Here is a 22,012-nt window from a genome sequence, read left to right as displayed (position 1 = left end):
GCACGGATTCCGCGATCTTGAAACATGACCACGGCCCGCTGCGACGCTGCGTCGTCGGGCGCGTCGGCCGAGGCACGTCGCGCGTAAACAACACGTATGTAGTTTGCTGCCCGCCGCAAGGCTACCGCAGCGTGTTGCGCATCCCGAGCAAAGAAGTACCGATTCGTACGTGTGTCGCGCCGTGCCCCACGGCCTGCTCAAGGTCGCCGCTCATGCCCGCCGAGACCACTGTCGCGTGCGGATGATCGGCCCGCAGCCGCCCCGCCAGCTCGGCCAGCGTCGCGAACGCCCGCTCCGGTTCCCACTGAAGTGGCGCGACCGCCATCACCCCGGCCAGCCGCAGGCCCTCGGCCTGTTCCACCGCCGCCGCCACCCGCCACAGGTCCCGGTCGGGCTCGGCGCCGTGCGCCACCGCGCCGCCCCGGTCCGGGTCACCGTCGATGCTGACCTGCACCAGCACGTCGAGCGGGCGGTCCCGGAGCCGGGTCGCGGCCGAGGAGAGCGCCCCGGCCAGCCGCGTCGAGTCCACCGACTCCACCACGTCGGCGTACGTCACGACCGACTTGGCCTTGTTGCGCTGCAGCTGGCCGACAAAATGCCAGCGCAGCGCAGCGGTCACGGCCGCAGCCTTGGCGGCGGCCTCCTGGTCCTTGTTCTCCCCGACGTCGGTGACGCCGAGCCCGGCGAGCAGCTCCACATCGCTCGCCGGGTACGTCTTGGTGATCGCGACCAGGGTCACCGACCCGGGATCGCGGCCGGCCGCCGTGCAGGCGCGCGCGATCCGCCGGCGCACCTCGTCCAGCGAGGCCGCCAGCTCGTCACGGCGCGCCTCTGGCTCCAACTCGCTCAGGAGCCGTTCTTCAGGAAGTCCGGCACGTCCACGTCGTCGAAGAGCACCCGGCGCGGCGGCGGGGTGGTCGTGGCGGGGGTCGCCGCCGGGGTCACCGGCACGGGCGAGGTCGGCGCCACCGCGGCCGGCGCCGTCGCCTGCTGGACCACCTTGCGGGCGGGCTCAGCCGGCTTGTACGAGGGCGTGCCCCCGTCGAAGCCCGCGGCGATGACCGTGACCCGCACCTCGTCGCCCAGCGCGTCGTCGATGACCGCGCCGAAGATGATGTTGGCGTCCGGGTGAGCCGCGTCGGTGACCAGCTGGGCCGCGTCGTTGATCTCGAACAGGCCCAGGTCGGAACCGCCGGCGATGGAGAGCAGCACGCCGCGCGCGCCGTCCATGCTCTGCTCCAGCAGCGGGCTGGAGATGGCCTTCTCGGCCGCCTCGACGGCGCGGTTGTCGCCGCGCGCGCTGCCGATGCCCATGAGCGCGCTGCCCGCGCCGCTCATCACGCTCTTCACGTCGGCGAAATCCAGGTTGATCAGACCCGGCGTGGTGATCAGGTCGGTGATGCCCTGCACGCCGGAGAGCAGCACCTGGTCGGCCTGGCGGAACGCGTCCATCATGCTGATGCCGCGGTCGCCGAGCGCGAGCAGCCGGTCGTTCGGGATCACGATGAGCGTGTCGCACTGGTTGCGCAGCTCGTCGATGCCCGCCTCGGCCTGCACCTGCCGGCGCTTGCCCTCGAACGAGAACGGCCGGGTGACCACGCCGATGGTCAGGGCGCCCAGCTTGCGGGCGATGTTGGCGACCACGGGCGCGCCACCGGTGCCGGTGCCGCCGCCCTCGCCACAGGTCACGAAGACCATGTCGGCGCCCTTGAGGACTTCCTCGATCTCGTCGCGGTGGTCCTCGGCGGCGTTCTTGCCGACGTCCGGCTGCGCGCCGGCGCCGAGGCCCCGGGTGAGCTCACGGCCGACGTCGAGCTTGACGTCGGCGTCGCTCATCAGCAGCGCCTGGGCATCGGTGTTGATCGCGATGAATTCGACTCCCTTGAGCCCTACCTCGATCATGCGGTTCACGGCGTTGACGCCGCCGCCGCCGATGCCGACGACCTTGATGACCGCGAGGTAGTTGTGCGGAGGTGTCATCGGGCTCAGCCTTCCCTTCAGGGTTGTGGGTGTCGAGGGCCCCAGCGGTCCGGCCAAGAACCGCCATCGATACCCGCGCCGTACAAGGGAGGGCGAGGAAACCCTCACCCTCTACTAGAGGCTTAGTGTTATGTCAACTACTCAAACCTCTCGGGGCAACGTAAGCGGACGACAGGCGACAACCAAGGACCGACGCGGCGTGTCGGCGTCCGCTTACGTGGCGAGTATCCGACTGAGCCGTAACCTCGGACAGAATGCGCCGTTCGGACATTTTTGTCCGGTTAGCGGATCGTCACGACCTTGGGCGCGCTCACGTCGATCGTGTTGCCCTTGCGCTCCAGCAACACGGTGGCCACCTGAGCCTTCGTCTCGCTCTGCGACTCGTCACCCCAGAACACCGTGCGGTCCCGGCGCAGCCCCAGGGAGACCTGCGCGGGTGCCGGCACCGAGATCGACACGAGCTGCTCGCGCAGCTCGGCGGTGAGCGACGAGAGCACGGTCAGGGCCGACCGGGTGTTGATGTCGTCCGGGCCGGGCGCGGGAATATGGGCCACCGGCAGGCCGGCCGGCCGCCGCGAGACCGTGCGGAACACGACACCCTCGGCGTCGATCAGGGCGAACTGCTCGCCGGCCGGCACCGCGGCCACGGGCGTCCGCTCCACCACCTCGATCAGCACCGTCGAGGGCCAGCTCCGGGACACCACCGCGCGGTCGACCGCGGGCAGGCCCTCGATCCGGCCGCGGATCCGGTCCAGGTCGACGCCGGCCAGCGGCTGCTCCATCCGTACGGCCGCGGCCTGCTCCACCTGCAGCGGGGTGAGCGAATCGGTGCCGACCACCCGGACCTGACGCACCCCCAGCACCGAGGTGCCGTAGACCAGCCAGACCAGCGCACCCACCACGACCAGCGCGCCGGCGGTCACCGCCCAGGGCAGCGCCGCACGCAGCCGGCGCCGGCGGGCACGGGCCATGAACCGCCGGACCGAGGTGGGCACGGCATCCGTGTCCGCCCGCACCAGCCGCCAGCTCCGCCCGCCCCCGCCGCTCATCAGCTCGTCCCCCGGTCGTCAGGCCTCGGCCAGCGCGGACAGCAGCTCGTCGCCCATCATCGAGATCGGCGGCGCGCCCATCGTGACCACGACGTCGCCGGGCCGGCAGCGCCGCAGCACCTCGGCGGGCACGTCCTCCCAGGACGGCAGGAAGATCTTGCGCGACGCGGGCAGGTCGATCGCCGCGGTGAGCGCCACCCCGCCCTCGCCGGGCCCGCGCTGCTCGCCCGGGCCGAAGACCTCCATGACGATCACCTCGTCGGCGAGGGCCAGCCCCTCGGCCAGCTCGGCCTGCAGGTCCCGGGTGCGGTAGACCCGGTACGGCTGGAACACGACGATCAGCCGCCCGTCCCCGGCCACCTCGCGCAGCGTGCGCAGGGCCGCCTTCACCGCGGTCGGGTGGTACGCGTACTCGTCGTAGACCCGTACCCCGGCGACCGTGCCCTTGCGCTCGAAACGCCGCCGGACGCCCGGGAAGGAGGCGAGCGCCTCGGTGATCTTCTGCAGCGGGATGCCCAGCCGCATCGCGGTCAGCACCGCCGCGGCCGCGTTGAGCCCCATGTGCCGGCCGGGCAGCGCCAGCGTGATCTCGCCGAGCGACCGGCCGTCCAGGGTGGCCTGGTAACGCACCCCCTGCACGGACGAGACGACATCGGTGATCCGCAGGTCGGCGCCTTCGGACTCGCCGTAGGTGTAGACCGTCCGGCCGGCGGCGCGCAGCGCGGCGATCAGGTCCCGCACGCCCGGGTCGTCGGCGCAGGTGACCACGAAGCCGTCGGCGTCGGTCAGCTCGGCGAACTCCAGGAAGCCGGCCTTGAGCCCGGCCAGGTCACCCCAGTTGTTGAGGTGGTCGCCCTCGATGTTGGTGATGATCGCGACGTGCGGGCGGTAGATCAGGAACGACTTGTCGCTCTCGTCCGCCTCGGCCACGAAGTAGCTGCCGGAGCCGTGGTGGCCGTTCGAGCCGGCCGCGGAGATCTCGCCGCCGATCACGAACGACGGGTCCTCGCCGGCGTGCTGCAGGATCACCGTCATGATCGAGGTGGTGGTGGTCTTGCCGTGGGTGCCGGCCACCGTGATGGTGCGGCGCCCGGTCATCGCGGCCGCCAGCGCCTCGGAGCGGTGCAGCACCCGCAGCCCGCGCCGGCGCGCCTCGACGATCTCCACGTGGTCCTGCGGGATCGCCGTCGAGTAGACGACGGTGTCGACCCCGTCGAGGTTGGCCGCCTCGTGCGCCATGTGCACCGTGCCGCCGAGCGCGCGCAGCGCGGCCAGGGCGGGCCAGTCCCGCAGCTCGCTGCCGGAGACCGGGACACCCCGGGTCAGCAGCAGCCGGGCCAGGCCGCCCATGCCCACGCCGCCGATGCCGATGAGGTGGACGGTGCCCAGCTCCTCGGCGGTCAGCTCGCCGGCCGGCGTCAGCTCCGCGGTGTTCACAGGACCACTCCCCTAGTCGTCGTCTTGCTCATCGGCCGGCCACCGCCTCGCACACGAAGTCCAGCAGCGCCTCGTCGCCGTCCCGGCGGCCGTAACCGCCAGCCGCGGCACCCATTGTGGCGAGCCGCCGCGGGTCCCGGGCCAGCGGGATGACCGTACGCTCGATCCACTCCGGGGTCAGCTCGGCGTTGTCGACCAGCAGGCCGCCGCCCGCCTCGACCACCGGCAGCGCGTTGCGCTTCTGCTCCTGGTTGCTGAACGGGTACGGCACGTAGACCGCCGGCATCCCGATCGCGGTGGTCTCGGCGACCGTGATCGCCCCGCCCCGGCACAGCATCAGGTCGGCCGCGGCGTAACCGAGCTGCATGTCCGACAGGTACGGCACCACCACGTACGGCACCGGCAGGTCGCTGGGCACCTCGAACGGGTCGTTGCGCCCGCCCTGCACGTGCAGCACCTGGATGCCGGCGTGGGCCAGCTTCTTGGCGGCGCCGGCCACCGCCAGGTTGATCGTGCGGGCGCCGGACGAGCCGCCGGAGACGAACAGCACCGGCAGGTCCGGCCGCAGCCCGAAGTGGGCCAGCGCCTGCGGGCGCAACGCGGGCCGGTCCATCCGGGTGATGGCCGTGCGCAGCGGCACGCCGACCACCCGGGCGTCGCGCAGCGACTCGGCCTGCTGCGGCTGGGTCGGGAATCCCACCGCGATGTTCTTGGTGAACTTCATGCCCATCCGGTTCGCCACGCCCGGCGGCACGTTGACCTCGTGGATCACGATCGGCAGCTCGCGCCGCCAGGCCGCCAGGTAGGCCGGCACCGACACGTAACCGCCGAACCCGACCACGACGTCCGCCTGCACCTCGTCGAGGATCTGGCCGGCCGCGTGCGCCGACTTGTACATCCGGTCCGGGGTGCGCAGCAGGTTCAGGTTGATCGCCCGGGGCAGCTGGAAGGCCGGGATGACCCGCAGGTCGTAGCCGGCCGGCGGGATCAGCTCGTTCTCCATGCCCTTCGGGCTGCCCAGCGTGGTGATGCGCACCTCGGGGAAGTGGCGGCGCAGGGCGTCGGCGAAGGCGAGCAGCGGGTAGATGTGACCGCCGGTGCCTCCTCCGGCGAGCACGACGGACCGCAGCAGACCCATCACCGTCTCCTCTTCTCCCCCGCCGGTTGGGGTTCCCGGGTGCCCGGTCACCGGGCGGGCGGGCGCGACTTGACCGGCCGCCGCGGCGGGGGGAGCGGCGGCAGCGGGGCCCAGAGTAGCCGTACCCACCGCGCGGGCGGACGGGCGTGCAGGGCCCTGGCGGCGTCCGGCTCGGCGCGAGCGAACGAGGCGAGGATGCCGATCGCGGCCAGCGTCACGACCAGGGCGCTGCCACCGGTGGAGATGAACGGCAGGGGCAGCCCGGTGATCGGCAGCAGCCCGACCACGCCACCGATGTTGATCACGGCCTGGGCCACCAGCCAGGTGGTGATGCCGGTCGCGGCCAGCCGGCGGAACGGGTCGTCGACCCGGCGGGCGATCCGGAAACCGGTGTATGCCAGCACCGCGAACAGCGCCAGGATGACCGCGCAGCCGACCACCCCGAGCTCCTCGGCGACCACGGCGAAGATGAAGTCGTTGTCGGCGGCGGGCAGCCAGTTCCACTTCAGCGCGCCCTTGCCCAGGCCGACGCCGAACCAGCCGCCCTCGTAGATCGCCGAGCGGCCCTGGAGCATCTGGTAGCAGAAGTCGGAGTGGCACTTCTCCAGCGGCTGGAACAGCACGGTGATCCGGGCGAGGCGGTAGTTGTCCTCGCCGACGGCGCCGGAGCCCGCGCCGCGCGACGCCGCGGCGATCAGCAGGCCGACGCCGGAGAGCCCGAGCACGCCGAGCGCGGTGAACACCCGCATCCGCACCCCGGCCGCCCACAGCAGGCCCACCACCAGCGAGAGCAGCACCAGCATGGTGCCCACGTCGTTGTAGCCGACCAGCACGAAGAGCAGGCCGACCATCGGGAACAGCGGCATGGACAGCTCGCGCCAGTGGCCCAGGGCCGCGCCCTTGCGGGCGATGATGTCCGCGCCCCAGAGCACCAGGCCGACCTTGGCGATCTCGGACGGCTGGAGCCCGATCGGGCCGAGGTAGAGCCACAGCAGGTCGGCGCGCAGCGGGCCGAGGCTGACGCTCTCCGTGCCGGGCGTCACGTCGACCAGCCCGACCGCGCGCATGCCCCGCAGCAGGGCCAGCAGCGTGAGCAGCACGATCGCCGAGCCGAGCACGTACTTGCCGAGGAAACGCAGGGTGCCGGCGGGCAGCCGCTGGCAGACCCAGAAGCCGATCAGGCCGAGCACGGCGAAGATCAGCTGGTTGCGGATGGCGGAGAAGGCGTTGCCGTCCTCGGCGTACGCCTTGACGCTGGTCGCCGAGAACACCATGGTCAGGCCGATCAGCAACAGCAGACCCGAGCTGGCGAGCAGCAGGTAGTACGAGGACAGCGGCCGGGCCAGCAGGCCGTGCACCGCGGGCAGCAGCTGCTGGCTCAGCGACTTGGGCCGGGCGGCGGCGACGGCGGGCTGCACGGTCGCGGCCGGCGACACGGTGACCGCGGGCCGGGTGTCTACCTTGTCCTCGCCCATGGTGACCATCATGGTGGCGCGACACGCCAGCCCCGGGACGCGGAGCGGGCGTGTCGCGAGAGATCTATCCCATGACCGCGAGGAAGTCGCTGTAGAACAGGCCCAGGCCGATGGCCACGCAGATGCCGGCCACGATCCAGAACCGGACCACGATGTTGACCTCGCTCCAGCCGGCCAGCTCGAAGTGGTGCTGCAGCGGCGACATCCGGAAGACCCGCCGGCCGGTGGTCTTGAACGAGATGATCTGGATCACCACGGACATCGTGATGATGACGAACAGGCCGCCGATGATGATCGACAGCAGCGTCGTGCGGGTCGCCATGGCGAGACCGCCGATCAGGCCGCCCAGGCCGAGCGCGCCGGTGTCGCCCATGAAGATCCGCGCCGGCGAGGTGTTCCACCACAGGAAGCCGACGCAGGCGCCGGCCGCCGCCGCGGCGATCAGCGCCACCTCCAGCGGGTCGCGTACCTCGTAGCAGTAGTTGCTCGGGTTCGACGCGTACGTCGTGTCGCCGCACCAGTGCCGGTACTGCCAGAAGCCGATCAGCGCGTACGCCCCCAGCACCAGGATCGACGCGCCGGTGGCCAGCCCGTCCAGGCCGTCGGTGAGGTTGACGCCGTTGGACATCGACATGATGACGAAGACGAAGACCAGCACCGAGCCGACCTTGCCGACGTCGAGGAAGCTGATGTCGCGGATGAACGAGATGTGCTCGCTCGCCACGGTCTGGCCGTTGGTGCTCGGCACGTAGAGGGCGGCGACCCCGAGGCCGCCGCCGACCAGCAGCTGGCCGAGCAGCTTGCCCTTCGCGCTCAGGCCGCCGGAGTGACGCCGGCGGACCTTGATGAAGTCGTCGAGGAAGCCGACGGCGCCGCAGAAGACGAAGAGCCCGAGCAGCACCAGCGCCGTCATCGTGGGCTGGACCTGGGCGATCTGCTCCGACGGCAGCGTGGTCAGCGCGATGTGCCCGGCCACGTACGCCAGCACCGTGGCGAAGATGAACGCCACGCCGCCCATCGTCGGCGTGCCCTTCTTGCCCTGGTGGGTGGCCGGACCGACGGCTCGGATCGGCTGGCCGGCCTTCAGCGCGGTGAAGACGCGGATCGCCAGCGGTGTGCCGAACAGCGAGATGATGAACGCGACCGCGGCCGCGACGATGACTGCCCTCACGGGCTTACCTCCTGCTTGGCCGCATCCGCGCGGAGCGCGTCGGCCACCTCCCACGTCCGGTACCGGGAACCCTTGACCAGCACGACGTCGCCCGGCCGCAGGTCGCCCCGCAGCACCGCGACGGCCGCCGCCTGATCGGCCGCGAGGACCGCCGCGCCCTGCCAGGCGGGCACCGTTGCCGCGCCGTCGAGGATCGGGGCGGCGTTGTCCGCGACCGCTATCAACCTGTCGACTCCCAGCTCGGCGGCGAGCCGGCCGACCTCCTCGTGTCCCGAAGTCTCGAAGGTGCCCAGCTCGGCCATGTAGCCGAGCACGGCCGTGGTGCGCCGGCCCTGCCCCAGCGCGGCGAGCGAGCGCAGCGCCGCGGCGGTCGACGACGGGTTGGCGTTGTACGAGTCGTCGATGACCGTCACGCCCCCCGCCGTGTCGAAGACGTCCATCCGCCGGCCGGAGACGATGCCGACCTCACCCAGCGCGGCGGCGACGGCGGCCGGCGTCATCCCGGCCTCCAGCGCGACCGCGGCGGCGGCGAGCGTGTTGCCGACCTGGTGGCGGCCGGTCACGGCGAGCCGCACCGGCGCCTGCCCGGCGGGGGTGACCAGCGTGTACGCCGCCCGCCCGCGCTCGTCCAGGGTCACGTCGACGGCCCGTACGGTGGCTTGTGCCGACTCGCCCACCAGCACCACCCGCGCGGCGGTCCGCGACGCCATGGCCGCGACCAGCGGGTCGTCGGCGTTGAGCACCGCGACCCCGTCCGCGCCCAGCGCCTCGACCAGCTCGCCCTTGGCCCGCGCGGTGCCCTCGACGGAGCCGAACTCACCCAGGTGCGCCGCGCCGACGTTGAGCACCACGCCGATCCGCGGCCCGGCCAGCTCGGTCAGGTAGCGGATGTGCCCCGGCCCGCGGGCGCCCATCTCGAGCACCAGGAACCGGGTCTGCGGGTCCGCCTTGAGCACCGTGTACGGGAAGCCCAGCTCGTTGTTGAGCGACCCGGCCGGCGCCACGGTCGCGCCCAGGCGGGCCAGCAGCTGGCCGATGTAGTCCTTGGTCGTGGTCTTGCCGGACGAGCCGGTGAGCCCGACGATCGTCAGCTCCGGCAGCCGCCGCGCGACGACGGTGGCCAGCGCGGCCAGCGCCCGCAGCGGGTCGTCCACCACGATCCCGGGCTGCCCGGTGTCCCGGGTGCCCAGCACGCCGACGGCTCCCGCCCGCACGGCGGCGGCCGCGAAGTCGTGGCCGTCGACCCGTTCGCCCACGAACGCGACGAAAAGGCCGCCGGGGCGCAGCGCCCGGGTGTCGTACTCGACCCCCGCGGTGACGGTGGCGGCCGGATCGGCGTTGACGAGCCGGCCGGTGGTGATCGCGGCGATCTCGTCCAGGGTCATCCGGATCAAGCGGCACCGCCCGCGCGTGCGGCCAGCGCCGCGGCCAGCTCGATCCGGTCGTCGAACGGCAGCACCTGGCCGTCCACCTCCTGGCCTCGCTCGTGTCCCTTGCCCAGCACCGCCACCACGTCGCCGGGGCCGGCCAGCCGGACCGCCTCGTCGATCGCGGCCCGGCGGCCGGCCACCTCGATGATCTTCGCAGCCGCGGCGGCCTGCTCGGCGCCCTGCCGCACCGCCGCCCGGATCCCGGCCGGGTCCTCGCTGCGGGGGTTGTCGTCGGTGACGACCACCAGGTCCGCACCCCGCGCCGCCGCCGCGCCCATCAGCGGCCGCTTGCCGCGGTCCCGGTCGCCGCCGGCGCCGATCACGCAGACCAGGTGCCCGCCGCGGGCCGTCGCCAGCTCGCGCAGCGCGGCCAGCGCGGCGACGATCGCGTCCGGCTTGTGCGCGTAGTCGACCACCCCGAACACATCACCGGGCGAGTCGACCCGTTCCAGCCGGCCCGGCACGCCCGGGCAGGCGGCGATGCCGTCGGCCGCGACCTGGGCGTCCACCCCGGCCGCCACCAGGCAGGAGAGGGCGAGCAGCGCGTTGGCGACGTTGTGCCGCCCGGGCAGCGCCACGCCCGCGCGGACCGCGCCGGACGGCCCGTGCGCGGTGAAGCGCTGGCCGAACGCGTCGCCGGCGATGTCGCTCGCCGACCAGGTGGCCGCGCGGTCACCGGCGGCGGAGTAGCTGATGGTGGCCGGCTTGGCCAGCGGCCGCAGGGCCGGCTCGTCGGCGTTGAGCACCTCGAAGCGGCACCGGCCGTCGAACAGCTTCGCCTTCGCCGCGAAGTAGTCGTCGGCGTCGGCGTGGAAGTCCAGGTGGTCGAGGCCGAAGTTGGTGTAGCCGCCGACGGTGAAGCGCACCCCGCCGACCCGGCCCATGGCCAGCGCGTGGCTGGACACCTCCATCACCACGGCGGTGACCCCGCGCTCGACCGCGGCGGCCAGGATCGCGTGCAGGTCGGTGGCCTCGGGAGTGGTCCGCACGCTCCGCACGACCAGGTCACCGAGGCGGGTCTCCACGGTGCCGAGCAGCCCGGTGGTCAGCCCGGCGGCCTGCAGCCCGCTCTCCACCAGGTACGCCGTGGAGGTCTTGCCCGCGGTGCCGGTGAGCCCGATGACGGTGAGCCGCTCGGTGGGGTCGCCGTAGATCCGGGACGCGACCGTGCCGAGCACCGCGCGCGGGTCGTCGGCGACCAGCACCGGCAGCCCGGCGGCGACCGCGGCGTCGAGCCCGGCCGGGTCGGTCAGCACGGCGACCGCGCCCGCCGCGACGGCGCCCGCGACGAACTCCACGCCGTGCCGGCGGGAGCCCGGAAGCGCGGCGTACAGGTCACCGGGGTGCACCTCGCCGCTGGCGTGCGTGACGCCGCTGACCTCGGCATCCGGGCCGGTCAACCGGGCGCCGACGAGCGTCGCGAGGTCGGCCAGCCGGGACGGCCGGACTGTATGGGGACGGGGAATGCCGGACACGGCGTCAGACCCTACCCGGTGCCCGGCGTCCGGCTGCGGACGCCATCCACACGCCCTAGCCCCTCAGTTTGAAGGTCGGCTCCGGGTTACCCGACGGCGGCACCCGGTAGTGGCGGAGAGCGGAGGACATCATCTTGCTGAACGCCGGGGCGGCCACGTCGCCGCCGGTGCCGTCCGGCACGTCCGCGAAGACCCCGATGACGAACTGCGGGTCCTCGGCGGGCGCCATGCCGATGAACGAGCCCGCGTTGTGCTTGGTGTACTGCCCCTCGACCAGCATCTTGCCGGTGCCGGTCTTGCCCGCCACCCGGTAACCGGGCACCGCGGCCCGGCCGCCCGTGCCGCCCTCGGCGTCGACCACCGACTCCATCATCTCGCGCAGCTCCCGGGCCGTCGTCGCCTTCAGCACCCGGTGGGTCTCCGGCTCCGGCGCGGGCTGGACCGAGCCGTCCTTGCCGGAGATGGTCGCCTTGATCAGGTGCGGCTGGATGTACGTGCCGTCGTTGGCGATGGCGCCGTACCCGGCGGTCATCTGGATCAGCGTGGCGTCGACGCTCATGCCGATCGGCACCGAGCCGGAGGCGGAGCCGCTCCACTCGTCGGGCGCCAGCAGCCGGCCGGTGGCCTCGCCGGGCATGCCGACGTTGGTCGCCCGGCCGAGGCCGAACTTCTGCTGGTACTCGTACAGCTTCTCCTTGCCGAGCTTGTCGGCGATGCGGATGGTCCCGACGTTCGACGAGTACGCCAGCACACCCGGGATGGTGAGCCGGGTGCCGGCCGGCAGCCGGTGGGTGTCCACGAAGTCGTAGCCGCCCCGTTCGAGGCCCGGGCCCACGGTGATCAGCGAGTCCCGGTTGATCAGCCCCTCCTCCAGGGCCGCGCCGATGGTGAACGCCTTGTGCGTCGAGCCGGGGTCGGCGATGACGCTGGTCGCGACGTCCTCGCGGTCCTTGGGCGCAAAGTCCGCCGGCTTGGCCGCGTTGTACGCCGGGTAGCTGGCCTGGGCCAGCACCTCGCCGGTCCGGGCGTTGAGCACCACGGCCGCGGCCACCGTCGCGTTGCTCTTCTCGCCCTGCTGGCTCAGCACCCGCTGCACCTCGAACTGCAGGTCGCGGTTGATGGTCAGCTGGATCGACGAGCCGGGCGAGGCGCCGGTCTCGCGGTGGTAGCCGCCCGGGATCTCCTTGGCCAGGTCGCCCCGGCCGATCTCGAAGACCTTCTTGCCGTCGGTGCCGCGCAGCAGCGTGTCGTAGCGGGCCTCCAGGCCCTCCAGGCCGGTGTGGTCGTCGCCGGTGAAGCCGATCAGGTTGGCCGCGAGGTCGGCGCCCGGGATGTCGCGCCGCTCGTCCCGGTCGGAGCCGATGCCGCGGATCTTCATCGCGGCGATCTTGTCCGCGATCGCGATGTCGACGCCGCGGGCCAGATATTCGAAGCGGGAGGCGCCGCCGCCGGGCCGCTTCTTCTTGGCCATGAGCTGGATCAGCTTCGACGGCGGGATGCCCAGCTCCGGGGAGAGCTGGGCGGCCGCGGCGACCGGATCCTTGATCATCTCCGGGTCGGCGTAGATGTACCGCGCCTCGACGCTGTGCGCCAGGGCCTCACCGGAGCTGTCCAGGATGCTGCCGCGCGGCGCCGGGAGCACCACCTCGGTGAGCCGGTTCTGCCGCTGCTTGAGCAGGCTCTCCGCGGACGCGGCGGAGCCGCCGACCTGGAGCACGACCAGCCGCACGCCGATCGCCACGAACAGGGTCAGCGCGAGCACGGTGCCCAGCCGCAGCCGGCGGGTGCCGTTGGCGAGCCGGGGCGGCGCGGCCGGGATCAGCGGCGCGGGCCGCCGGGTGCCGGGGCGCGCGGGTGCCGCCGCCCGGGCCGGCCGGCCCGCCGGGGCACGCCGGGGTCCGGGTGGGGCCGCTACCTTGCGCTCGCGGGCCATCCGGGCGCTTGCATCGGTACGGGTGGCAGCCGCGCCCCGCCGCGGGTTGGCCGTGGCCCGGTTACGCCCGGCGCCGGCGGTCGCCCGGCCACCCCGGCGCGGCGTCTCGTCCCACTCGTCCTCGTCGGCCCGGGTGCGCGCCCGCGCCGCCCGCGCCGGCTTCTCGGCCGGCTGGTCGCGCTTGTCCCGCCGCGGCTCGCGGGCCTGGTCGCGGCGCTCGTCCGGCTTGCCCCGCCCGTCGCGGTCGCGGCGCTCGTCCGGCTTGCCCCGCCCGTCGCGGTCGCGGCGCGGGGGCGGCTCCTCGTCGGTCTCCCGGCCCCGGTCGCGGACCGGCCGGCCGCCGTCCAGGACCTGCAGCGCGGGACGGAACGGGTCGGTGTTGCGGCCGGTGCGCGGCGACCGGGTGCGCTGGTCGCCCTCGCGCACGGTCCGGCCGCGCGGTGTGTACGCCCGCGCGTCGCCGATGCCACCGAAGCCACGCGTCCGGTCGTCCTCACGCCCGGAGGCCTCGGCGGGTGGCTGGTCGCCAGAAGCGCCGCGCCGGGGCTCCTGGCCCCGGCGCGGTGTCCCGTTGACGCGGGGCGGCACGCGTTACCGCCCGGTCGCCGAGGTGGCGGGGTCCTGCGCGGTGACCGCCACCTCGCCGCGGCCCGGCGTCGGCACCCCGAAGATCTTGCCGTCGGGCAGCCGGATGTACGCCGGGTTCTCGGCCTTGACCAGGCCCAGCCGGCGGGCGGCGGCGTCCAGGCTGCCCGGGCTGTTGTTGGCGGCGATCTGGTTCTCCAGGTCCTGCTGCTGGGAGTCCAGCTTGGCCTGCCGCTTCTGCAGCGAGTCGATCCGGAACGAGTTCTCCGCCGTCTTGGTGTTGATCAGCAGGATGCCGAGCACCCCGGCTACGACGATCGCCACCACGAGCGCGATGAACGGCGCGCGGGGTGCGTTGATCGGCGCGGGCGGCGCCACCCGCAGGCGCGGCGACGTGATCGGGTCACGCTGCTGCTCGGCGGTCAGCTTCAGGGCGGCACTGCCCTGGGTGGCACCGACGGTCGGGTAGCGACGCGCCCCCCGGGCGCCACCGCCCGTCGCGGCACCGGTCGTCGTCCCGGCCGGCGTGCGCCGGCCCTTGCCAACCTGCTCCGTGGTCCGGCCCCCCGACCGCGGCGCAGTGGTCATGCGCTCGCTCAATGTCCCTCCCCCTCCTGGTGTTCCCCCGGGCGTAACCGCCCTTGTCCCCCGTGCGTTGTAGACAGTCGAGGCCGTTCGCGGGCGGCCCCGGTCGTCTGGTCCTGCTGGTCGATCCGTTCCACCGCGCGCAGCTTCACCGAAGCCGCCCGCGGGTTCTCCGCCACCTCCGCCGCGCTGGGCAGCTCCGACCCGCGGGTCAGCAGCCGCACCGAAGGACCCGTCCCGGGCAGCTCGACCGGCAGGTCGATCGGCCCGGTGCTGCGTGCCCTCGCGGCGAAGGCACGCTTGACGATCCGGTCCTCCAACGATTGGTACGACATCACCACAAGGCGCCCCTTCGGTGCCAAGTGGTCCAACGCCGCCGGAACCGCGGCCTCAACCGCGGCGAGTTCCGCATTTACCTCAATACGTAGCGCCTGAAACGTTCTTTTCGCTGGATTTCCACCCGTTCGCCGCGCGGCGGCCGGGATCGCGTCCCTGACCAGGTCCGCGAGCAGCGACGTGGAGACGATCCGGGCCTTCGCGCGGGCCTTGACGATCGCCGAGACCACCCGGGTGGCGAACTTCTCCTCGCCGTACACCCGCAGGATGCGGACCAGCTCGCCGGGCTCGTAGCCGTTGACGACGTCCTCCGCGGTGATCCCCTGCGACTGGTCCATCCGCATGTCCAGCGGCGCGTCCCGGGCGTAGGCGAACCCGCGGTCGGGCTCGTCGAGCTGCAACGACGAGACGCCGAGATCGAACAGGCCACTGTGGAAGCTCCGGTGGCCGAGCTCGGTGAGCACCGCGGGCAGCTCGTCGTAGACCGCGTGCACCAGGTGCGTGCGGTCCGCGAACCGGGCCAGCCGCCGCCGGGAGTGCGCGAGCGCCTCGGTGTCCCGGTCGAGTCCGATCAGGACCACCTCCGGGTGCCGCTCCAGCACCGCCTCGGCGTGCCCGCCCAGGCCCAGCGTGAAGTCGACGTGCACCGCACCCGGCAGCGCGAGGGCGGGGGCGAGCAGCTCGAGACAGCGCTCGAGCAGCACCGGCACGTGCGTGCCGCGCAGCTCCCCCATGTCGACCCCCATAGCCAGCTCTTTCCGCGCTCACCCGGTCCGGCCCGCACATCGACTCCTCGATGCCGGCCCGCCCGGTCGTCCGTCCGTACCGCCAGATCCCCATCCGCTCGTGCCCGTTGCCATCGGGCGCGCCCGACCGGACACACGCCTGGCACCGGGGAAGAGGCGCCAGGAGCGGGAGCGGCTGGAGATCTCGCAGTACGGCAGCAGCGACGTCCGGGCCGTTGCACAGCCCACAGGTGCCACGCCTCACAATCCGCCGGGCAGCACCCCCTCCTCGATGTCGGCGAAGTCGTCCTCGCTCGCCGAGAGGTACTGCTCCCAGGACTGCTTGTCCCAGATCTCCACCCGCGTGCTCGCCCCGATCACCACGAGCTCGCGATCCAGCGCCGCGTACTCCCGCAGGTGCGCCGGGATGGTGACCCGGCCCTGCTTGTCGGGGATCTCGTCGTGCGCGCTGGCGAAGAACACCCGGCTGTAGGCCCGGGCGGCCTTGTGGGTGACCGGCTGTTCGCGCAGCTGGCCCGCGATCCGCTGGAACTCCGGCATCGGGAAGACGTAAAGGCAACGCTCCTGCCCCTTGGTGATCACGACACCTCCCGCCAACTCGTCGCGGAACTTCGCCGGGAGGATCAGTCGGCCCTTGTCGTCCAGGCGCGGGGTGTGCGTGCCGAGAAACATCGGCCCAACCCCCCTGCCCCCCGGCACCGATGCAGAGCCAGCTCTGCGCGGACCGCCTGTCGTCTGGGCCGGCAAATCCTCTCGGAGGCGTTCCTCCGCAAGACCCTGCCACTGCGCTCCACTCTACTCCACTTCCCTCCACCCGCAACCAGAATGACGGCTTCTGCGAACCGGATTCGCGGATGTATCCGCACGTCAGAGCAGGTGGGGCGGAAGTGGAGGGCGGAGCGCTCGCGACCATGGTCCACTTTCCGACATGCCGCCCACCCGGGCACGAAAGTCCCCCGAAATCGGGCGTTGGGGAAGGGCCGGCTGCCCTTCGGCACCGTGCCGGGGAGTGAAGTGGAGGGAAAAGTGGTGCGGACACGACAGCGGGGCGCGACCCCGTCCGGGTCGCGCCCCACTGAACTGTCGTACTGCTCTACTTAGTGCTGTCTCACGCTGTGCTACTCAGTGCTGTCTCACGCGGAGACGAGGCGGCGCACGACGTAGTTCTTGCCGTACACCTTCTGCTTCTTGACCTTGTCGCCCGAGTGCGGCGCGGCCCACATGTAGCCGCCGCCGGCGTAGATGCCGACGTGCGTGCCGTACGAGCCGGACCGGAAGACCAGAAGGTCGCCGGCCTTCTTGTTGCCCTTGCTGACAGCCTTGCCGTACTTCTGCTGCGAGTTGGCCTTGTGCGGCAGCTTCTTGCCGGCGGCCTTGCGGTAGACGTACATGGTGTAGCCGGAGCAGTCGAACCGCTTGGGCCCGGAGGCACCGAACCGGTACGGCGCGCCCTTGTGCTTCTTCGCCTCGGCGATCACCTTGGCACCGCTGACCCCGACCTTGATCCGGGTCGACGGGGTGGCGACGGACTTGAAGCCCTTGGTGCCGGCGAACACGGTGCGGTAGTACGCCGAGTTCGCGGGCTTGCTCCAGAAGGTGACAGTGCCCTTGGAGTTGCTCGACTTGGTCTGGTAGGTCTTCCAGGCCTTGCCGGCCTTGGACCTGATCTGCAGCCGGACCTTGCCGCTGGTGACCGCCTTGCCGGTCTTCGGGTTGATCAGCTTGGTGGTCACCTTGACCTTCGTGCCCCAGGCGATCGACTTCTTGTTGTACGAGGTCTTCACGCTGGGCTTTACCGTCACCGCAGCAGCGGTGACGGGGGCCGGAGCGGCGGATGCCGGTGCGGTGGCGACCAGCTGGCCGGCGCAGAGGCAGAGACCCAGTGACAGAGCGACGGGACCGGTGCCGATGGTGCGACGGCGCCGGTGCGAGGTGCTTTCGTGCACGGTAGAGATATCCCTCCGGCACGCCTGCGAGGTTAGCTGTCGGGTTCGGGCGGGAAGGTTGCCCGGCCACCGCTGGTGGCTTCACCCCAAGGTCCGCATCGGTACGCCGCGAGCGGCGTGCCACGGGACCGGATCTGGGTCCCCCGTCCCTGCCCCCGTATGCCTGTGTTGTCGTTCGCAATCATGGTCGCGCCACCCGGACCGGGGCAGGGCTCGGCGTGGTCCGTGGTGGTGCGAGCGGCGAGCGGACGCTTGCCGGCACCACCCTTGCTACCCGAAATCGGCGTCGGCCGCTGGCCCGTGCTCGACTACTCAACGTGTTTGGCACATGGACGACTGTCCGGTTTGTAACCGGGCCGTGACAAATGCCAGCACCACGGGTAGCAGATCAATTACAGTGCGTCGAAGGTTACGGGTGAAACACAACACATAAAAAGCCCAGGCGGGGTGATCATGGGCGGCGGCCGGGTCGGGAGATTGCGGCCGTAAACGCCCCCAGCGGCGCAAACTCGGCGACGGACGGCGCCGGGGAGATCATCCGTTCGGTGGAGGTGCCCGCCCCACCGCCCGGACCGGTGAGCGGGACCCGGGACCACTCGACGTAGTGTCCGTTTCCGGTACCCTCGTCGCCGTGACGGACGGGAAGATGCCCCTACGGGCCAAGGTCGCGACCTCCGTGTCGCGAACCGCTGCGGCGCTCTCACGGGCGGCGGGCCGCGGCGACGGCTCGGTGATCGGCGGGTGGATCGGTCTCAAGATCGATCCTGACCTGCTGAAGAACCTGGCCGCCGGCCGCGCGATCGCGCTGGTCTCGGGGACCAACGGCAAGACGACCACGACCCGGTTCACCGCGGCCGCCCTCGGCGTGCTGGGCCCGGTCGCCACCAACTCCTTCGGCGCCAACATGCCCACCGGGCACACCTCGGCCCTGGCCAAGGCCGGCGCCACCCCGTTCGCGGTGCTCGAGGTCGACGAGCACTACCTGGCCCGGGTGATCGACGAGACCACACCGCGGGTGGTGGCGCTGCTCAACCTGTCCCGCGACCAGCTCGACCGCGCCAAGGAAGTCGCCATGATGGCGCAGATGTGGCGCACCGCCCTGGCCGCCCACCCGGACGTGCACGTGGTGGCCAACGCCGACGACCCCATGGTGGTCTGGGCGGCGATCAACACCGCGCACGTGGTCTGGTTCAGCGCCGGCCAGCGCTGGCACGACGACTCGTTCGTGTGCCCGGAGTGCGGCTCGCCGATCGAACGGGCCAACGGCGACTGGCGGTGCACCGGCTGCCCGCTGCGCCGCCCGCAGGCCCAGTGGACCGTCGAGGACGACGGCGTGGTCGACCCCCGCGGCGACTGGCACCTGGTCAAGCTCCAGCTCCCCGGTCACGTCAACCTCGGCAACGCGGCGACCGCGCTGGCCGTCGCCGCCGAGTTCGGCGTACGGCCGATAGAGGCCGTCCCCCGCCTGGCCGGGGTCGCCTCGGTGGCCGGCCGCTACGCCCAGGTCGAGCGCGACGGCCGCAACATCCGGCTGCTGCTGGCGAAGAACCCGGCGAGCTGGCTCGAGGCGTTCGACATGGCGGAGGTGGCACCCACGCTGCTGTCCATCAACGCCCGCGACCCCGACGGCTTCGACACCTCCTGGCTCTACGACGTCGACTTCTCCCCGCTGCGCGGACGGCAGGTGCTGATCACCGGCGACCGGGCCTTCGACCTGGCGGTCCGGCTCGAAGTGAACGATGTGGCCTTCCGGCACGTGCATACCTTCGACGAGGCGGTACGAGCCAGCCCACCGGGACGCCTCGAAGTGATCGCGAACTACACGGCGTTCCAGGACATCCGAGCGGAGTTGGACCGTGTCAACTGAGAGCACCCTCCGGATCGTGTGGATCTACCCGGACCTGCTGTCGACGTACGGCGACCGGGGCAACATGCTGATCCTGGGCCGCCGGGCCGCGCTGCGCGGCATCCCGGTGGAGACCTACGAGGTCCGCTCCGACCAGGCCATGCCGACCACGGCCGACATCTACCTGATCGGCGGCGGCGAGGACGGCCCGCAGGCGCTGGCGGCCCAGCGCCTGATCGCCGACGGCGGCCTGCACCGCGCCGTGCAGCAGGGCGCGGCCGTGCTGGCCGTGTGCGCCGGTTACCAGCTCTTCGGCAGCTCGTTCTTCGCCAAGGGAGCCAAGTGCGCCGGGCTGGACCTGCTCGACCTCAGCTCCGACCGGGGGGAGACCCGCGCGGTGGGCGAAGTTCGCGGCGACATCGATCCGCGGCTAGGGTTGCCCCCGTTGACCGGCTTCGAGAACCACGGCGGCCGGACCCACCTGGGTCCCGGGGTGGCCCCACTGGCCCGGGTGACCGCCGGCATCGGCAACGACGGGCAGACCGAGGGCGCCTGGCACGGCAAGATCCTCGGCACCTACGCGCACGGCCCGGCACTCGCTCGCAACCCAGCTATAGCCGATCTGCTACTGCGTTGGGCGATCGGCGCGGATAGCCTTACAGCGCTCGACGACACCTGGGCCGACCGGCTCCGCAGCGAGCGGCTCGCCGCCGCCGGCACCGCCTGAGCCATCCGGCGCCCGACCAGCCGACCTGGAACGACGAGATTTAGGGGTACGCCTGCATGACTGACACCCTGATCGCCCCGCGGGGCATCGTAAACCCCGCCACGGACCCTCAGGCCAGCACGCAGCACCAGGCGCCCCCGATGGGTTGGCGCCACCGCCTCGTCCGCTTCGGCATCCTGGGCGCAGTGGTAGCCGGCCTCGGCGTCGCCGCCGCGGTCCTGCCGCTGCAGGCCATCGCCGACTCCGTCGTCGCCCTCGGCCCGGCCGCCGCGGTCGCGATCGCGGTGGTCGGCGGCCTGCTCCTGTCGGTGCTGGTCCCCCGCACGGCGATCACCCTGGCCTGCGGCGCCCTGCTCGGCCCGGCCACCGGCGCGGCCACCGCCCTGGCCGCAGCCATGATCGCCGCCGTGGCGACCTACTACGCGGGCCGCTGGGCCGGCCGAGGCGCCCTGGGCTCCCGGGCCGGCAAGCTCGAACGCCTCGACGGCTGGCTGAACCGCCGCGGCCTGGCGGCGGTGCTCCTGGTCCGTTTCCTGCCCCTGGCCCCGTTCGGCCTGGTCGGGTACGCCTACGGCACAACCTCGGTCTGCCGCAAGCGCTACCTGCTGGGCACCACGCTGGCCGCGGTCCCGTCGGCGGTCTCGTACGCGGTGATCGGCGCCGCGGTGGCCTCCCCCGGCTCGATGAACCCACTGACACTGGCCCCGGCCGCGATCGGGTTCGCGCTGACGACAACGATCGTGCTGCGCTGGCGCCTGGCCGCCCGCCGCGACGCTGCGGCGGCACTGGCCGCGGCCTGACCCCCCCCAGCGACAAACGACGAACGGCCCGCCGCACCTGCGACGGGCCGTTCTGCGTCCCCACCAACCCCCTCAGCCACTCGACCCGCCCGACCACTCGCCCCGTCGACCCACTCAACCCCTCAGCTCCCTCGGCCCGCCCAAGCGACCCAACCGGCACTGTCCACTCAGGCCCGCTCGACCCCCTCGACCCGCTGGACCCACTCGACCCACTCGACCCACTCGACCCACTCGACCCACTCGACCCGCTCAACCCACTCAACCCACTCGGGCCGCTCGGGCCGCTCGGGCCGCTCGGGCCGCTCGGGCCGCTCGGGCCGCTCGGGCCGCTCGGGCCGCTCGGGCCACTCGGGCCACTCGGGCCACTCGGGCCACTCGGGCCACTCGGATCACTCGGATCACTCGAACCACCACACGCACAACTCAGTCCACGCGGGCGACTCAGGGGCTGAGGCACTCGGCCGCCCGGACCCCTCGGGCCTATGACCACCCAGGCCACCCGGACGACTCTCCCTTCTTCGGCAGCCCGGATCCTTCTCTGGCATCCCGGTCGACGCATTCGGCCCCGGACTCTCCACTCCGGTAGCCACCTCAGTACGCCTACCAACTCTCACGGCCAACAGCCCACTCAGCGCCCCGCCTCGACCGGCGACTCCGCACCACCCAGGCACATCAACTCCCCCGGGAGGGGGATCTTGGTACTGGATGGCCCTTCCAGGGGCCACCGTTTACCAAGGTCTACTCGGCGCGCGCCATATGTCCGGTCAGCGCAAGTCGTGCGGGATATCCGCTAGCCGCCTCGCGGGCGAATCTTGTGGACACCGGGATGCTCGACATCCGCCACTCCGACTGTTCACAACCTGACCGCGACTTTGATGCCTATATAGGCGATTTCTTGCCCACCAGGTGTGGATGTTGATGACTTCTGGTCAGCTCCTCACCCGCCCGCTCCAAGATTGCGGCGATCGAGCGCAGCAGCCCGATCGGGAACGCAACAAGGCACGTTATGGGCCATTCGTCGCCCGTCAGTGACCGGTCCACCGCGACCGGCGCGCGCCAAGGCGCCAGTCGGCCAGCAGCCACGGCAACGGCAACACCGGCAGCCGACGGCGGGCGGGCGGCAGGCGTGCAGCGAGCGGGCGGGCGGGCGGCAGGCGTGCAGCGAGCGGGCGGGCGGGCGGCAGGCGTGCAGCGAGCGGGCGGGCGGGCGGCAGGCGTGCAGCGAGCGGGCGGGCGGGCGGCAGGCGTGCAGCGAGCGGGCGGGCGGGCGGCAGGCGTGCAGCGAGCGGGCGGGCGGGCGGCAGGCGTGCAGCGAGCGGGCGGGCGGGCGGCAGGCGTGCAGCGAGCGGGCGG

Annotated in this window: 17 protein-coding genes, 1 pseudogene and 1 riboswitch; of the genes and pseudogenes, 3 read left to right on the top strand and 15 right to left on the bottom strand. The window is 72.4% G+C overall.

The window, feature by feature from the left end; all coding sequences use genetic code 11:
* Positions 1–121: 121 nt before the first annotated feature.
* The 14 genes and pseudogenes from ACIBQZ_RS18205 to ACIBQZ_RS18140 all read right to left on the bottom strand — a co-directional run bounded on the left by ACIBQZ_RS18205 (position 122) and on the right by ACIBQZ_RS18140 (position 17,142).
* On the bottom strand, positions 122–841 hold the full coding sequence (locus tag ACIBQZ_RS18205) for a YggS family pyridoxal phosphate-dependent enzyme (protein ID WP_396089850.1): 720 nt from the start codon (positions 839–841) through the stop codon (positions 122–124).
* 5 nt (positions 842–846) lie between these two features.
* Positions 847–1,980: a cell division protein FtsZ gene (gene ftsZ / locus ACIBQZ_RS18200; protein WP_396089848.1), complete on the bottom strand. Its 1,134-nt coding sequence runs from the start codon at positions 1,978–1,980 to the stop codon at positions 847–849.
* 281 nt (positions 1,981–2,261) lie between these two features.
* Complete coding sequence (locus ACIBQZ_RS18195; RefSeq protein WP_396089846.1) at positions 2,262–3,029, bottom strand: cell division protein FtsQ/DivIB; 768 nt, start codon at positions 3,027–3,029, stop codon at positions 2,262–2,264.
* 18 nt (positions 3,030–3,047) lie between these two features.
* Complete coding sequence (murC, locus tag ACIBQZ_RS18190) at positions 3,048–4,466, bottom strand: UDP-N-acetylmuramate--L-alanine ligase (protein WP_396089844.1); 1,419 nt, start codon at positions 4,464–4,466, stop codon at positions 3,048–3,050.
* Between the two features lie 28 nt (positions 4,467–4,494).
* Positions 4,495–5,604 carry an undecaprenyldiphospho-muramoylpentapeptide beta-N-acetylglucosaminyltransferase gene (gene murG / locus ACIBQZ_RS18185; RefSeq protein WP_396089842.1) on the bottom strand — a complete coding sequence of 370 codons (1,110 nt, stop codon included), beginning with the start codon at positions 5,602–5,604 and terminating at the stop codon, positions 4,495–4,497.
* Positions 5,525–7,091 (bottom strand): annotated as a pseudogene (locus tag ACIBQZ_RS18180) (FtsW/RodA/SpoVE family cell cycle protein); the annotation flags it as partial. The gene murG and the pseudogene ACIBQZ_RS18180, both read right to left, overlap by 80 nt.
* 52 nt (positions 7,092–7,143) lie before the next feature.
* Positions 7,144–8,250 carry a phospho-N-acetylmuramoyl-pentapeptide-transferase gene (gene mraY, locus ACIBQZ_RS18175; RefSeq protein ID WP_396089841.1) on the bottom strand — a complete coding sequence of 369 codons (1,107 nt, stop codon included), beginning with the start codon at positions 8,248–8,250 and terminating at the stop codon, positions 7,144–7,146.
* On the bottom strand, positions 8,247–9,644 hold the full coding sequence (gene murF, locus ACIBQZ_RS18170) for a UDP-N-acetylmuramoyl-tripeptide--D-alanyl-D-alanine ligase (RefSeq protein WP_396089839.1): 1,398 nt from the start codon (positions 9,642–9,644) through the stop codon (positions 8,247–8,249). Before murF ends, mraY begins: the two co-directional genes overlap by 4 nt.
* Positions 9,641–11,155, bottom strand: a complete 1,515-nt coding sequence (locus ACIBQZ_RS18165; RefSeq protein WP_396089838.1) for a UDP-N-acetylmuramoyl-L-alanyl-D-glutamate--2,6-diaminopimelate ligase — start codon at positions 11,153–11,155, stop codon at positions 9,641–9,643. The genes murF and ACIBQZ_RS18165 overlap by 4 nt, the downstream gene beginning before the upstream one ends.
* Positions 11,156–11,210: 55 nt before the next feature.
* Positions 11,211–13,676 carry a penicillin-binding transpeptidase domain-containing protein gene (locus tag ACIBQZ_RS18160; RefSeq protein WP_396089836.1) on the bottom strand — a complete coding sequence of 822 codons (2,466 nt, stop codon included), beginning with the start codon at positions 13,674–13,676 and terminating at the stop codon, positions 11,211–11,213.
* 3 nt (positions 13,677–13,679) lie between these two features.
* The gene (locus ACIBQZ_RS18155) at positions 13,680–14,261 is read right to left on the bottom strand and encodes a hypothetical protein (protein WP_396089835.1); all 582 of its coding nucleotides are present in this window, start codon (positions 14,259–14,261) and stop codon (positions 13,680–13,682) included.
* A gap of 8 nt (positions 14,262–14,269) precedes the next feature.
* Entirely contained in the window at positions 14,270–15,340 is a 1,071-nt protein-coding gene (gene rsmH, locus ACIBQZ_RS18150; protein WP_396089834.1) for a 16S rRNA (cytosine(1402)-N(4))-methyltransferase RsmH, read from the bottom strand.
* A 240-nt stretch (positions 15,341–15,580) separates the two neighbouring features.
* The gene (gene mraZ / locus ACIBQZ_RS18145; RefSeq protein WP_396089833.1) at positions 15,581–16,012 is read right to left on the bottom strand and encodes a division/cell wall cluster transcriptional repressor MraZ; all 432 of its coding nucleotides are present in this window, start codon (positions 16,010–16,012) and stop codon (positions 15,581–15,583) included.
* 461 nt (positions 16,013–16,473) lie between these two features.
* Complete coding sequence (locus ACIBQZ_RS18140; RefSeq protein ID WP_396089831.1) at positions 16,474–17,142, bottom strand: C40 family peptidase; 669 nt, start codon at positions 17,140–17,142, stop codon at positions 16,474–16,476.
* A gap of 150 nt (positions 17,143–17,292) precedes the next feature.
* Positions 17,293–17,470: riboswitch (cyclic di-AMP (ydaO/yuaA leader) on the bottom strand.
* Between the two features lie 462 nt (positions 17,471–17,932).
* Here ACIBQZ_RS18140 and ACIBQZ_RS18135 point away from each other — a divergent pair.
* The 3 genes from ACIBQZ_RS18135 to ACIBQZ_RS18125 all read left to right on the top strand — a co-directional run bounded on the left by ACIBQZ_RS18135 (position 17,933) and on the right by ACIBQZ_RS18125 (position 20,659).
* Entirely contained in the window at positions 17,933–19,153 is a 1,221-nt protein-coding gene (locus tag ACIBQZ_RS18135) for a MurT ligase domain-containing protein (protein ID WP_396090087.1), read from the top strand.
* Complete coding sequence (locus ACIBQZ_RS18130; protein WP_396089830.1) at positions 19,143–19,859, top strand: type 1 glutamine amidotransferase; 717 nt, start codon at positions 19,143–19,145, stop codon at positions 19,857–19,859. Before ACIBQZ_RS18135 ends, ACIBQZ_RS18130 begins: the two co-directional genes overlap by 11 nt.
* 140 nt (positions 19,860–19,999) lie before the next feature.
* Positions 20,000–20,659: a TVP38/TMEM64 family protein gene (locus ACIBQZ_RS18125; protein WP_396089828.1), complete on the top strand. Its 660-nt coding sequence runs from the start codon at positions 20,000–20,002 to the stop codon at positions 20,657–20,659.
* A 1,025-nt stretch (positions 20,660–21,684) separates the two neighbouring features.
* Here the strand turns inward: ACIBQZ_RS18125 and ACIBQZ_RS18120 are convergent.
* A partial coding sequence (locus ACIBQZ_RS18120) for a hypothetical protein (RefSeq protein WP_396089827.1) occupies positions 21,685–22,012 on the bottom strand: 328 nt, incomplete at its 5' end.

This window comes from Actinoplanes sp. NPDC049599, from assembly GCF_044465625.1.
GTDB lineage: Bacteria > Actinomycetota > Actinomycetes > Mycobacteriales > Micromonosporaceae > Actinoplanes.
This window is presented reverse-complemented; position numbering and strand designations above follow the sequence as displayed.

Bases quoted from the DNA above. Each gene is read 5' to 3' on its own strand.
- ftsZ (WP_396089848.1), bottom strand. From the start codon at position 1,980: ATGACACCTCCGCACAACTACCTCGCGGTCATCAAGGTCGTCGGCATC.
- ACIBQZ_RS18195 (WP_396089846.1), bottom strand. From the start codon at position 3,029: ATGAGCGGCGGGGGCGGGCGGAGCTGGCGGCTGGTGCGGGCGGACACG.
- murG (WP_396089842.1), bottom strand. From the start codon at position 5,604: ATGGGTCTGCTGCGGTCCGTCGTGCTCGCCGGAGGAGGCACCGGCGGT.
- ACIBQZ_RS18155 (WP_396089835.1), bottom strand. From the start codon at position 14,261: ATGACCACTGCGCCGCGGTCGGGGGGCCGGACCACGGAGCAGGTTGGC.
- rsmH (WP_396089834.1), bottom strand. From the start codon at position 15,340: ATGGGGGTCGACATGGGGGAGCTGCGCGGCACGCACGTGCCGGTGCTG.
- mraZ (WP_396089833.1), bottom strand. From the start codon at position 16,012: ATGTTTCTCGGCACGCACACCCCGCGCCTGGACGACAAGGGCCGACTG.
- ACIBQZ_RS18135 (WP_396090087.1), top strand. From the start codon at position 17,933: ATGCCCCTACGGGCCAAGGTCGCGACCTCCGTGTCGCGAACCGCTGCG.
- ACIBQZ_RS18125 (WP_396089828.1), top strand. From the start codon at position 20,000: ATGGGTTGGCGCCACCGCCTCGTCCGCTTCGGCATCCTGGGCGCAGTG.